The sequence below is a fragment of the Pseudomonas sp. Marseille-Q5117 genome, assembly GCF_946901175.1.
Lineage (GTDB): Bacteria > Pseudomonadota > Gammaproteobacteria > Pseudomonadales > Pseudomonadaceae > Aquipseudomonas > Aquipseudomonas iranensis.
On the sequence record NZ_CAMPPP010000020.1, the window covers coordinates 74,239 to 86,241 of the forward strand.

Here is a 12,003-nt window from a genome sequence, read left to right on the forward strand (position 1 = left end):
CGCGTGCAGGCTCGCTCCCACCGGACCTGCGTCGAACGCAAATCCGGTGGGAGCGAGCCTGCTCGCGAACGAGACAACTCGGTCTCGGGTCACTCCAAAGCAGCAGCCGGGCCGAAGAACTCGTAACGGCTCTGTTTCTCCGGAACGCCCAACGCTTTCAGATGCCGCTTGATCGCGCCCATGAACCCTTTCGGTCCGAGGAAGTACGCATCGACATCGCGCTGTACCGGCAGCCACTGGCCGAGCAGTTCTTCGCTGAGCAGGCCAACCTTGTCCGCCGCCGGGCTGACGCCATCCTCTTCGGCGTAGCAATAGAAGCGCTTGAGTTGCGGATGACGCGCCGCGAGCCCATCGACCCAGTCGCGGAACGCATGGACGCTGCCATTGCGCGCGCAGTGGATAAAGTGCACCGGACGTTCGGTGGCCAGCGCGGCTTCCAGCATCGCCAGCGTCGGGGTGATGCCGACGCCGCCGCTGATCAGCACCAGCGGCTTGTCGCTGGCCGCCAGGGTGAATTCGCCCGACGGCGGGAACAGTTGGATGCTCGCGCCGACGTGCAGTTGATCATGCAGGTAGTTGGACGCGCGACCATTCGGTTCACGCTTGACGCTGATGCGGTACTGACCGTTACTGGCCAGTGCCGACAGCGAATAGTTGCGACGGATTTCTTCGCCGTCGAGGATCAGCTTCATGCCGATGTACTGACCCGGTTCGGCCGCAAGAATCGGCCCTTTGTCTGCCGGTTCGAAGTAGAACGAGGTGATTTCCGCGCTCTCTTGCACCTTCGCCGCAACGATGAATTCACGCGCACCGCGCCAGCCGCCGACGGCGTGTTCCTTCTGGTCATAGATCGCGGCTTCCGCGCCGATCAGGATGTCGGCCAGTTGCCCGTACGCAGCGCCCCAGGCACTCATCACCTCAGGCGTGGCGATCTCTTCGCCGAGCACTTCGGAAATGGCGCGCAGCAGGCAGGTGCCGACGATCGGGTAATGCTCCGGCAGAATCTGTAGAGCGACGTGTTTGTTGATGATCTTCGCCACCAGATCGCCCAACTGGTCGAGCTGATCGATGTGCCGGGCGTACATCAGCACGCCGTTGGCCAAGGCACGCGGCTGATCGCCACTGGCCTGATGCGCCTGGTTGAACAGCGGGCGCACTTGCGGGTATTCGGAGAGCATCATGCGGTAGAAATGCGTGATCAACGCCTCGCCGCCGCTTTCCAGCAGAGGCACGGTGGATTTGACGATGGCACGATCCTGGACGCTAAGCATAAGGTGACTCCTGCGCTTTCTTGAAAGATTGCCTTGGAGATATCAGTTTTCGTGCCAACCAATTAATCCTTTAAATTCAATAGGTTGAAATCTGCGTAGTCATTTCGACACAAATGAACGTATAGTCATCGCGACTACACCTTGTCTCTTTGACTACATAACCATGACCGCCAAATCCCTACTTACCGCCCTGCTTCCTCTGGTCGCCGACCTGTCCCGTGAACTGCCCGAAGGTGAGCGCTACCGGCGTTTGCTCGAGGCCATGCGCGCCTTGTTGCCCTGCGATGCCGCCGCGTTGTTGCGTCTGGATGGCGAATCATTGGTGCCGCTGGCGGTAGACGGCTTGAGTACCGACACCCTCGGGCGCCGCTTCAAGGTCAGCGAGCATCCGCGTTTTGAAATCCTGCTGGCCGGCGCCGGGCCGACGCGCTTCGCTGCCGACAGCGACCTGCCCGATCCTTATGACGGTTTGGTCGATGGCCTCGACGATCACCTCGAAGTTCACGACTGCCTCGGCTGTCCTTTATTCGTCGATGAAAAACTCTGGGGCCTGATCACCCTCGACGCGCTGGACCCCGAGCGTTTCGAGCCGATCGAACTCGACGCCCTGCAAGCCTTCGCCAGCCTCGCCTCGGCCACAGTCAATGCGGCCGAACGCATCGAACGGCTGGCCACTCGTGCCGAGGACGAACATCAGCGCGCCGAGGTTTACCGTCAGGCCAGCGGCCAGCAGAACCGCGAAATGATCGGCCAGAGCAAAGCGCACAAACGTCTGGTGGAAGAAATCAATCTGGTCGGCGGCAGTGACCTGACCGTTCTGATCACCGGCGAAACAGGGGTCGGCAAAGAGCTCGTGGCCCAAGCGATCCACTCCGCCTCCGCGCGCGCCGACAAACCGATCATCAGTCTCAACTGCGCAGCCCTGCCCGACACGCTGGTGGAAAGCGAACTGTTCGGCCACGTGCGCGGCGCCTTCACCGGCGCCACCAGCGACCGCCGCGGCAAGTTCGAGCTGGCCAACGGCGGCACGTTGTTTCTTGACGAAGTTGGCGAGCTGTCGCTGACGGTCCAGGCCAAGTTGCTGCGCGTATTGCAGAGCGGTCAATTGCAGCGCCTGGGCTCGGACAAGGAGCATCAGGTCGACGTGCGTCTGATTGCCGCGACCAATCGCGATCTGGCCGAAGAAGTGCGCAGCGGTCGCTATCGTGCCGACTTCTATCACCGCTTGAGCGTGTACCCGCTGCGGGTGCCGGCCCTGCGCGATCGCGGGCGCGACGTGTTGCTGCTCAGTGGCTTCTTTCTCGAGCAGAACCGCTCACGCATGGGCCTCAATAGCCTGCGTTTGAACAGTGATGCTCAGGAAGCGCTGCTGGCCTATACCTGGCCGGGCAATGTCCGCGAGCTGGAGCATTTGATCGGGCGCAGTGCGCTGAAGGCGTTGGGCAACTGCAAGGTGCGGCCGAAAATTCTGAGTCTGAGCGCGGCGGATCTGGATCTGCCCCGTGAGGTTGTGAATAACGTGGTTGCGCCTGCCAATGCAGATTTGGCTAATGTGATGCCGATGATCGGTGGTGATTTGCGCAGTGCCACCGATGAGTTTCAGCGGCGCCTGATCAGTGCAGCGCTGGAGCGTCATCAGGATAACTGGGCGAGTGCGGCCCGGGAGTTGGGGGTGGATCGGGCGAATCTGGGGCGGATGGCCAAACGACTAGGCATGAAGAGCTAAAAGCACACCCTCACCCTAGCCCTCTCCCAGAGGGAGAGGGGACTGATTGGGGGATATTGAAGAATTCCACTGACGTGAAAGATTTCTTCCGAATTCATAATCGACTCGGTCGTTCAGGTCGGTGTAAAACGCCAGACACCTCCGTCGGCCCCCTCTACCTCTGGGAGAGGGCTGGGGTGAGGGGCAGTGATAGAGAGAACAGCGATCAACTAAAGCCGACTACCCGACAACTAACCTAAAGCCCATCCCTTTAACGCCGATAACACGGCATCAAAGGTTTCTGGCGATTTCCACTCTCGCCCCACAGAAGGTTCTTATGTCCTCCACCAAAGCCCGCGCAGATTCACTTTCGCTTCTGCTGTTTACCTTGCGCAGCGGCAAGCTGATGGCGATCAACCTGCTGAAAGTCAGTGAAATCATCCCCTGCCCGCCGCTGACCAAGCTGCCGGAGTCGCATCCGCACGTCAAAGGCATCGCCTCCCTGCGCGGTGCATCGCTGTCGGTGATCGATCTCAGCCGCGCGATCGGCGAGCGGCCGCTGGAAGATCCCAACGGTGGCTGCCTGATCGTCACCGATGTCAGCCGTTCCAAGCAGGGTCTGCATGTGCAGGCGGTGAGCAAGATCGTCCATTGCCTGACCACCGACATCAAGCCGCCACCGTTCGGCTCCGGCGGCTCGCGCGCCTACATCACCGGCGTGACCTCGGTGGACGGCACGCTGGTACAGGTGCTGGACATCGAAAAAGTCATCCACAGCATTGCCCCGGCGCAGATCGAAATGGCGCCGACCGACCTGACCATGGAAGACGCTGAAGTGCTCGGCAACGCGCGCATTCTGGTGGTCGATGACAGCCAGGTGGCCCTGCAGCAATCGGTGCACACCCTGCGCAACCTCGGCCTGCAATGCCACACCGCGCGTAGTGCCAAGGAAGCCATCGACTGCCTGCTCGACCTGCAAGGCACCGGGCAGCAGATCAACCTGATCGTCTCCGACATCGAGATGTCGGAAATGGACGGCTACGCCTTCACCCGAACCCTGCGCGAGACCCCGGACTTTGCGCACTTGTACGTCTTGCTGCACACCTCCCTCGACAGCGCGATGAACAGTGAAAAGGCCCGGCTGGCCGGTGCCAATGCGGTGCTGACCAAGTTCTCCTCGCCGGAGCTGACCCAACGCCTGATCGAAGCCGCCAAGCACGTCGCGGCCAACGGGCACTGAGTGTTGGCCGAGACGTTTTGCTTTCTGCTGCGCCGCGACTTGAGTGGGGTTCTGCCGGATGCGCAGTGGCCGGAGGGGATTGAGCTGTCCGTCTACCGCGAGGAGCTGGCGCCGGCGGTGCATCAGTTGATGCAGCTCGGACAGCTGGAAGGTGGCGGTCGAGTGCCGTCACTGCACGACTGGCGTCAGCGCTTTGCCAGCGACCCTGAATACGATCCAGCATTGTGTTTCGTGGCCTGCGATGCCGAGGGCGTGGTGGGCGTGGCGCAGTGCTGGACCAGTGCCTATATCAAGAATCTGGTGGTGCATCCGCGAATGCAAGGCCGGGGGCTTGGGCGGGCGTTGTTGCTGCATGCCTTCAGCGTCTTTCAACAGCGCCGCGAGGGGTTTGTCGATTTGAGGGTTCTGGAGGACAACCTGCGGGCGCGGCGGTTGTATGAGAGTGTCGGGATGTGTGTGGTCCGCCGGGAATTGGTGCCGAACTGATCAAAGTCAAAAGATCGCAGCCTCCGTCCTACAGGAAACCGCATTTCCATGTAGGAGCTGCCGAAGGCTGCGATCTTTTAGCGGTGCCCCAGGCAACAAAACTCTTCAGGCAGACTCAAACCTTGGCCATAACCAAGGATGCCCCAACCATGAAAGCCATCACCCTGGCGCTGCTCAGCCTCACCGCCCTCGCCTCCCAGGCCCACGCCTCCAGCCCCGACGCCTGGGCTGCCTATGACAAGACCGTGCTCGCCAGTTGCACCAAGGCCAGCGGTCTGAAAAACGTCAAACCGGTCGGCACACCTGCGCAATTCGACGACCGCGTCGGTTACACCGCCGTTCTGCTGCAAGGCCAATACCCGCAAAAACACATGAAAGGCCAGCAAGGCAGCGAGCTGTGCCTGTACAACAAACAGTCGAAAACCGCGTTCGTCACCGAGTGGGATTCGATTCGCCCGGCCACGAACACCCACTGAGTGGCGCAGTCCTTGCTTCGATCCGGTTCTGTGCGATGGTTTTCCGCCGTCGTTTCACACCCTGATTGAAGAAAGATCGCTCAATGAATACGACGTTTTCCTGCGTAGGTTGCGGCAAATGCTGCACCGACCACCATGTCCCGCTGACGCTCGCCGAAGCCCGCATGTGGGCGGCCGATGGCGGTCAGGTGATCGTGCTGGTCGAGGCATTTCTCGGCAATGGCCTGGGCCTGCCGGCGCAGCAGCGCGAACATGCCGAGCGCCGTTCGGCAGTGGTCCGCAGTGGCACTGCCGATGCTCATGTGGCGATCACCTTTGCCGCCTACAACGTCGGCCCCTGTCGGAATCTTGACGACGACAAGCGCTGCCGAATCTACGAGCGCCGCCCGCTGGTGTGCCGGATTTACCCGGCGGAAATCAATCCGCACATCCCGCTCAATCCAGCTGCCAAGGATTGCCCGCCAGAGTCCTGGGAGCAGGGGCCGGAGTTGATTGTGGGAGGCGAGCTGGTTGATCGGGAACTGGTTGAGCTGATCCAGCGTTCGCGTCAGGCGGATCGGGATGACATCAAACTCAAGGATGCGATCTGCGCAACGTTGGGAATTCGCACCACGGCGCTCAAGGGCGACGGGTTCACCGCGTACTTGCCGAACATGGATGCGTTTGCAGCAGTGATCGACCAAGTGAGCGCGCAACCGCTGGCGGCGCAAACCAGTGAATGGCTGTTTCATTTGTCCGGCGATGACGTGGCCGGACAGGTACTGGCTGCGGGTGGGCAGGTGGTGACGGAACCGGCGCAGACTTATGCGTTCATTTCATTGCGCGCGGCTTGATCTGATATTTGTGCTGTAGCGGATGTCGCTTTCGCGAGCAGGCTCGCTCCCACAGGTTTGGGTTCTACACAAATCCAATGTGGGAGCGAGCCTGCTCGCGAAGAGGCCAGCACAAGCACCACCACTTTCCGATGTCAGCGCTTGCCCATCGACCGACGCGTCCCCGGCGGCGCCATGCCCGGGGTTTTGGTGTGGCCATTCTTCGCGCCATTCTTGTACCAAGGCTGATTCGAGCCTTTCGCCGAAGCCAGCTCGCCCGGTTTGAACGGGAACTTGAACGCCGGGATCTCAGCCTTGGTTTCGCTGGCGTCAGCCACTTCAGCCGGGACGTCGCTCACAGCGTCGTCAACCGGCGGTTGGGTCGGGGAAGTCATAAAAGCTCCGGGAACAAAAAGTCGGCCCGATCAGTGAGCCGCAAAGGCGCGCAGTATACCTGTGCGCTGTGGCTCGGCATCTGAAGATTTGCACGATGCGCTGAATGGCTGCTTGGCACTGACACTGCGTGATGATATTTCAGTTCATGCGATGCTGAACGTCACCCAACAATTGCGAGGTGCTCTCCAGCAACTGCTCAAGAAGCGTGTCATCCTCATCCATATAGCCTTCGTATTCGGCGAGATTGCGCCGCTCATGGCACAGCGCAAACAATCGCACCTGAACCTTACTGCTTTGCGTGGTATGGATCAGACACTGGAATACCAGATAGCGCTTGTCCGATCGATAGCCACTCAAGCGAAGAGCTGTCAGCGCCAGCGCGTGAGCGGCGTTGTAGGCCAAATCGAACCGGCTGGAAAACGACAGTGTGCAAGTGCGCGCATCCTTGAGCCTGTCCAAAGCCGAGCGCATCAGACCTTCACACTCCTTGCGGTCAGGTGGCTCCGCTTTCAGTACACCGCTACGTAGAAGATTCTCCAGACTCTCGTTGCTGCCCATCCTTGGACTCCAAAGGGTTTGCCCCTGACAGATCGATTTTTTCCTGCTGCATCACTCGCATGACAAAACTGTTCTGTGCCGCCAGCTTCCTGGCCCAGTCTTGCGGGGTGTATAGCGTCGGGTTGATGGGACGCCCCAATTGCTCCTCCAACGGCATGAGTCGCTCCATCAACTCACTGTAGTGCAGGCCTTCGCCAATCAGCATGAGATCTATGTCACTGAGTGTGTTCGCAGAGTTTTTGGCGATGGAGCCATACACGAACGCCCACGTGATCTGTTCGGCAAACGGTTCTAATGCCTGACGAAGAGGCTCGGCAAAGCCGAATGTCTTGCGCGTGATGCCCAGAAGCTCCGCGTAGATAGGACATGCGGGGTTGGCCTGGTAATGGGTCTGGTTACCCACTCGAGTCATACTGAGGATCCCGGCTCGTTGCAATCGATCAAGTTCACGCATCAGGCCGCCTTTGCCAACCTGTGCCCAGCGCACAATTTCGTTGGCGTAGAACGTCTGGTCAGGCTTGCCGAACAACAATCCCAACACTTTTTGCTGGGTGGCGGTGAACAGGGCTTCGCTTAAAGAAAGTTTTTCCACTTGGCCCGCCAAAGAGTCTCAAAAAGGGAACGATAGGTCCCTTTTAGGGACTTATCAACTCAGCGGTAATCGCAGCCAGTGCAATTAACGTCGGAAACTGACAATCCTGACAGCCAGCCGTCACCCTGCCGACCGCCTGACCGGTTTATAACTGGTCAATCTGCCCAAACTCCAGACTTCGGCGCCGCGCATGTCCATCCAGAAAAACAAAATCCTGCTGGCCACTCTCCTGATTCTGCTGGCAGCCGCCGGCCTGTGGTTCGCGCTGAAACCGGCGCCGGCCAAACTGGCTACACCGACTGCCATTCCGGTGCGGGTGGTGACGGTCAGCGCCAAAGACGTGCCGCGTTACACCAGCGGCATCGGCTCGGTGCTGTCGCTGCACAGCGTGGTGGTGCGTCCGCAGATCGACGGGATCCTGACGAAAATTCTGGTCAAGGAAGGTCAGCTGGTCAAAGCAGGCGATCTGCTCGCCACCATCGACGACCGCTCGATCCGCGCCAGCCTCGACCAGGCCCGGGCGCAGTTGGGCGAGAGTCAGGCGCAGTTGCAGGTCGCGCTGGTCAATCTCAAGCGCTACAAACTGCTCAGCGTCGACGACGGCGTATCGAAACAGACCTTCGACCAGCAACAGGCCTTGGTCAATCAGCTCAAGGCCACGGCACAAGGCAATCAGGCCTCGATCGATGCGGCGCAGGTGCAACTGTCCTACACGCAGATTCGCTCTCCGGTTACTGGGCGCGTCGGTATTCGTACGGTCGATGAAGGCAACTTCCTGCGCATGACCGACACCCAGGGCCTGTTCACCGTCACGCAGATCGACCCGATCGCCGTCGAGTTCTCCCTGCCGCAGCAGATGCTGCCGACCCTGCAGAGTCTCATCAGCGATCCGCAACGCGCCCCGGTCAAGGCGTACATCGGCGCCGATACTGATGGCGAAACCGGCAATCTGCTCGGCGAAGGTCAGCTGACCCTGATCGACAATCAGATCAACGCCAACACCGGCACCATCCGCGCCAAGGCCGAATTCGCCAATGCCAGCCAGAAGCTCTGGCCGGGTTTGCTGGTGACGGTAAAAATTCAGACGGCTGTGGATAAAGATGCGCTGGTGGTTCCGCCCACCGTCGTACAGCGTGGCCTCGAACAACACTTTGTTTACCGCGTGAAGGACGACAAGGTCGAGGCGGTGCCGGTGCAAATGGTTTCTCAGGGCAGCGGCCAGGACATCATCAAAGGTGTCAACGCTGGTGACGTGCTGGTGACCGACGGCCAGTCGCGGCTCAAACCGGGCTCGAGCGTGCAAGTCATGAGCGAGCCAGCGCAAGTGGTGCAGGCGGAGCCCAAGCCATGAACTCGCACAAAGGCATATCGACCTGGTGCATCGATCACCCGGTGGCGACGATTTTGCTGACGTTCGCTCTGGTACTGGTCGGCGTAATTGCCTTCCCGCGTTTGCCGATTGCGCCACTGCCGGAAGCGGAATTTCCTACGATCCAGGTCTCGGCACAGTTGCCCGGCGCCAGCCCCGACACCATGGCTTCCTCCGTGGCCACGCCGCTGGAGGTGCAATTCAGCGCCATCCCCGGCATGACCCAGATGACCTCCAGCAGTGCGCTGGGCTCAACTCTGCTGACCTTGCAGTTCACCCTCGAGAAAAGCATCGACACCGCCGCCCAGGAAGTACAGGCGGCGATCAACACCGCCGCCGGCAAGTTGCCCAAAGACATGCCGACGCTGCCAACGTGGAAGAAGGTCAACCCGGCCGACAGCCCGGTGCTGATCCTCAGTGTCAGCTCGACACAGATGCCCGGCACCGAACTCAGCGACCTGGTGGAAACTCTGCTGTCGCGTCAGATCAGTCAGGTCGACGGCGTCGGCCAGATCAACATCACCGGCCAGCAACGCCCGGCGATTCGCGTACAAGCCTCGGCGGACAAACTCGCGGCCATCGGCCTGACGCTGGCCGACATTCGGCTGGCGATTCAGCAGACCAGCCTTAATCTGGCCAAAGGTGCGTTGTACGGCGAATCGAGTATCTCGACGCTGTCGACCAACGACCAGCTGTTCCACCCCGAGGACTACAGCCAACTCATCGTTTCCTACAAGGATGGCGCCCCGGTTCACCTGCGTGATGTCGCCAAAGTCGTCAACGGTGCGGAAGATGCCTACGTGCAGGCGTGGGCCGGTGATCGCCCCGGTGTGAATCTGGTGATTTTCCGCCAGCCCGGCGCCAACATTGTTGAAACCGTCGACCGCATTCAGGCCGCCCTGCCCGGCCTCGAAGCGATGCTGCCGGCCTCGGTGCAGGTGAAAACCCTGATCGACCGCACGCAGACCATCCGCGCCTCACTGCATGAAGTCGAAATCACCTTGCTCATCTCGATCCTGCTGGTGGTCGCGGTGATGGCGCTGTTCCTGCGCCAGTTGTCGGCGACGCTGATTGTCTCGGCGGTGCTCGGCGTCTCGCTGATCGCCAGTTTCGCCCTGATGTACATCCTCGGCTTCAGCCTGAACAACCTGACGCTGGTGGCGATTGTCGTCGCGGTCGGCTTCGTCGTGGACGATGCGATCGTGGTGGTGGAAAACATCCATCGCCATCTCGAGGCCGGCGACGATATGCGCGAGGCGGCGATCAAGGGGGCCGGCGAGATTGGCTTCACCGTCGTTTCGATCAGTTTCTCACTGGTGGCGGCGTTCATTCCGCTGCTGTTCATGGGCGGTGTGGTCGGGCGCCTTTTCAAGGAATTCGCCCTGACCGCGACTTCGACGATCATGATTTCCGTGGTGGTGTCGCTGACCCTGGCGCCAACCCTTGCCGCGCTGTTTATGCGTAAGCCGGTACATCACGCCAACGCCAAACCCGGTTTCAGCGAACGCCTGCTCGGCTGGTACGAAAAGGGCCTGCGCCGCGCCCTCGACCACCAGAAACTGATGAATGGTGTATTTGGCCTTTCGCTGGCGTTGGCTGTCGCCGGCTACATTTTCATTCCCAAGGGGTTCTTCCCGGTGCAGGACACCGGGTTCGTCCTCGGCACCACCGAAGCCGCTGCGGATATTTCCTACGGCGACATGGTGAAAAAACACTTGGCGATGGCCGAAATCGTCGCGGCCGATCCGGCGGTGCAGGCCTTCTCGCACTCGGTCGGGGTGTCCGGCAGCAACCAGACCATCGCCAACGGGCGCTTCTGGATCGCCCTGAAAAAACGTGGCGATCGTGATGTCAGCGCCAGCCAGTTCATTGATCGCATCCGCCCGCAACTGATGAAAGTCCCCGGCATCGTCCTGTATCTGCGCGCCGGGCAGGACATCAACCTAAGCTCCGGCCCCAGCCGTGCGCAGTACCAATACGTACTCAAGAGCAACGACGGCGCGACCCTCGCCACCTGGACCCAGCGCCTGACCGAAAAACTGCGCAGCAATCCGGCATTCCGCGACATATCCAATGACTTGCAACTGGGCGGCAGCATCACTCACATCAGCATCGACCGCAGCGCCGCCGCGCGTTTCGGCCTGACCGCCAGCGATGTCGACGAGGCGCTGTACGATGCATTCGGCCAACGGCAGATCAATGAATTCCAGACCCAGGTCAACCAGTACAACGTGATTCTGGAACTGGATACCAAACAGCGCGGCAAGGCCGAAAGCCTCAACTATTTCTACCTGCGCTCGCCACTGAGCGGCGAGATGGTGCCGCTGTCGGCGCTGGCAAGGTTTGACGCGCCAACCATCGGCCCGCTGTCGATTGCTCACGACGGCATGTTCCCCGCCGCCAACATGTCATTCAACCTCGCCCCCGGCGTGGCATTGGGCGATGCGGTGATTCAGCTCAACCAGGCCAAGGCCGAGATTGGCATGCCCACCGCGATCAGCGGCAATTTCCAGGGTGCGGCGCAGGCGTTCCAGAGTTCGCTGGCCAGCCAGCCGTGGCTGATTCTGGCGGCGCTGGTGGCGGTGTACATCATCCTCGGCGTGCTTTATGAAAGCTTCGTGCATCCGCTGACGATCATTTCGACCCTGCCGGCGGCAGGCCTCGGCGCGGTGATCATGCTGTGGATCTGCGGCCAGGACTTTTCGATCATGGCGTTGATCGGCCTGGTGCTGCTGATCGGCATCGTCAAAAAGAACGGCATCCTGATGATCGACTTCGCGCTTGAAGCGCAGCGCCAGCGCGGTCTGCCGCCGCAGGAGGCGATTTTCGAAGCGTGCATCACCCGGTTCCGGCCAATCATCATGACCACCCTCGCCGCCCTGCTCGGCGCATTGCCGCTGATGCTCGGCTACGGCACTGGCGCCGAACTGCGCCAGCCGTTGGGGATTGCCGTGGTCGGCGGTTTGCTGGTCAGCCAGATGCTGACGCTGTTCACCACGCCGGTCATATACTTATGGCTCGAGCGGCTGTTTCACCGGCACTCACACCCACCAGCCCCAACGCCCGCAACGGCACTGGCGACCACAGACTGAGGCGGT

At 60.7% G+C, this 12,003-nt stretch carries 11 protein-coding genes; 7 read left to right on the forward strand and 4 right to left on the reverse strand.

What is annotated here, in order from left to right; genetic code table 11:
• Positions 1 to 89: 89 nt before the first annotated feature.
• Entirely contained in the window at positions 90 to 1,271 is a 1,182-nt protein-coding gene (gene hmpA, locus OC605_RS24955; RefSeq protein WP_262140117.1) for an NO-inducible flavohemoprotein, read from the reverse strand.
• Positions 1,272 to 1,434: 163 nt separating this feature from the next.
• Between hmpA and norR the strand changes: the two genes are divergently transcribed.
• The 5 genes from norR to OC605_RS24980 all read left to right on the forward strand — a co-directional run bounded on the left by norR (position 1,435) and on the right by OC605_RS24980 (position 6,011).
• Positions 1,435 to 2,997: a nitric oxide reductase transcriptional regulator NorR gene (gene norR / locus OC605_RS24960; RefSeq protein ID WP_262140119.1), complete on the forward strand. Its 1,563-nt coding sequence runs from the start codon at positions 1,435 to 1,437 to the stop codon at positions 2,995 to 2,997.
• A 316-nt stretch (positions 2,998 to 3,313) separates the two neighbouring features.
• Entirely contained in the window at positions 3,314 to 4,216 is a 903-nt protein-coding gene (locus OC605_RS24965) for a chemotaxis protein CheV (protein WP_262140121.1), read from the forward strand.
• Positions 4,217 to 4,219: 3 nt separating this feature from the next.
• Positions 4,220 to 4,702 carry a GNAT family N-acetyltransferase gene (locus OC605_RS24970; protein ID WP_186569195.1) on the forward strand — a complete coding sequence of 161 codons (483 nt, stop codon included), beginning with the start codon at positions 4,220 to 4,222 and terminating at the stop codon, positions 4,700 to 4,702.
• A 149-nt stretch (positions 4,703 to 4,851) separates the two neighbouring features.
• A complete protein-coding gene (locus tag OC605_RS24975) occupies positions 4,852 to 5,178 on the forward strand; it encodes a hypothetical protein (protein WP_016773294.1) in 327 nt (108 codons plus the stop codon).
• A gap of 83 nt (positions 5,179 to 5,261) precedes the next feature.
• Positions 5,262 to 6,011: a YkgJ family cysteine cluster protein gene (locus OC605_RS24980; protein WP_186569193.1), complete on the forward strand. Its 750-nt coding sequence runs from the start codon at positions 5,262 to 5,264 to the stop codon at positions 6,009 to 6,011.
• 134 nt (positions 6,012 to 6,145) lie between these two features.
• Here the strand turns inward: OC605_RS24980 and OC605_RS24985 are convergent, their stop codons facing one another.
• The 3 genes from OC605_RS24985 to OC605_RS24995 form a co-directional block, all read right to left on the reverse strand.
• The gene (locus OC605_RS24985; RefSeq protein ID WP_016773292.1) at positions 6,146 to 6,385 is read right to left on the reverse strand and encodes a hypothetical protein; all 240 of its coding nucleotides are present in this window, start codon (positions 6,383 to 6,385) and stop codon (positions 6,146 to 6,148) included.
• A gap of 139 nt (positions 6,386 to 6,524) precedes the next feature.
• Positions 6,525 to 6,944, reverse strand: a complete 420-nt coding sequence (locus OC605_RS24990; protein WP_262140124.1) for a hypothetical protein — start codon at positions 6,942 to 6,944, stop codon at positions 6,525 to 6,527.
• Complete coding sequence (locus tag OC605_RS24995) at positions 6,907 to 7,536, reverse strand: nucleotidyltransferase domain-containing protein (protein ID WP_262140126.1); 630 nt, start codon at positions 7,534 to 7,536, stop codon at positions 6,907 to 6,909. Before OC605_RS24995 ends, OC605_RS24990 begins: the two co-directional genes overlap by 38 nt.
• A gap of 190 nt (positions 7,537 to 7,726) precedes the next feature.
• Here OC605_RS24995 and OC605_RS25000 point away from each other — a divergent pair, with 190 nt between their 5' ends.
• Together OC605_RS25000 and OC605_RS25005 are read left to right on the forward strand one after the other, a co-directional pair.
• Complete coding sequence (locus tag OC605_RS25000) at positions 7,727 to 8,887, forward strand: efflux RND transporter periplasmic adaptor subunit (RefSeq protein WP_262140128.1); 1,161 nt, start codon at positions 7,727 to 7,729, stop codon at positions 8,885 to 8,887.
• Positions 8,884 to 11,997 (forward strand): multidrug efflux RND transporter permease subunit, encoded by a 3,114-nt coding sequence (locus OC605_RS25005; RefSeq protein ID WP_262140130.1) that lies wholly within the window; start codon positions 8,884 to 8,886, stop codon positions 11,995 to 11,997. The genes OC605_RS25000 and OC605_RS25005 overlap by 4 nt, the downstream gene beginning before the upstream one ends.
• Positions 11,998 to 12,003: the final 6 nt, after the last annotated feature.

Bases quoted from the DNA above. Each gene is read 5' to 3' on its own strand.
- hmpA (WP_262140117.1), bottom strand. From the start codon at position 1,271: ATGCTTAGCGTCCAGGATCGTGCCATCGTCAAATCCACCGTGCCTCTG.
- norR (WP_262140119.1), top strand. From the start codon at position 1,435: ATGACCGCCAAATCCCTACTTACCGCCCTGCTTCCTCTGGTCGCCGAC.
- OC605_RS24965 (WP_262140121.1), top strand. From the start codon at position 3,314: ATGTCCTCCACCAAAGCCCGCGCAGATTCACTTTCGCTTCTGCTGTTT.
- OC605_RS24975 (WP_016773294.1), top strand. From the start codon at position 4,852: ATGAAAGCCATCACCCTGGCGCTGCTCAGCCTCACCGCCCTCGCCTCC.
- OC605_RS24980 (WP_186569193.1), top strand. From the start codon at position 5,262: ATGAATACGACGTTTTCCTGCGTAGGTTGCGGCAAATGCTGCACCGAC.
- OC605_RS24985 (WP_016773292.1), bottom strand. From the start codon at position 6,385: ATGACTTCCCCGACCCAACCGCCGGTTGACGACGCTGTGAGCGACGTC.
- OC605_RS24990 (WP_262140124.1), bottom strand. From the start codon at position 6,944: ATGGGCAGCAACGAGAGTCTGGAGAATCTTCTACGTAGCGGTGTACTG.
- OC605_RS25000 (WP_262140128.1), top strand. From the start codon at position 7,727: ATGTCCATCCAGAAAAACAAAATCCTGCTGGCCACTCTCCTGATTCTG.
- OC605_RS25005 (WP_262140130.1), top strand. From the start codon at position 8,884: ATGAACTCGCACAAAGGCATATCGACCTGGTGCATCGATCACCCGGTG.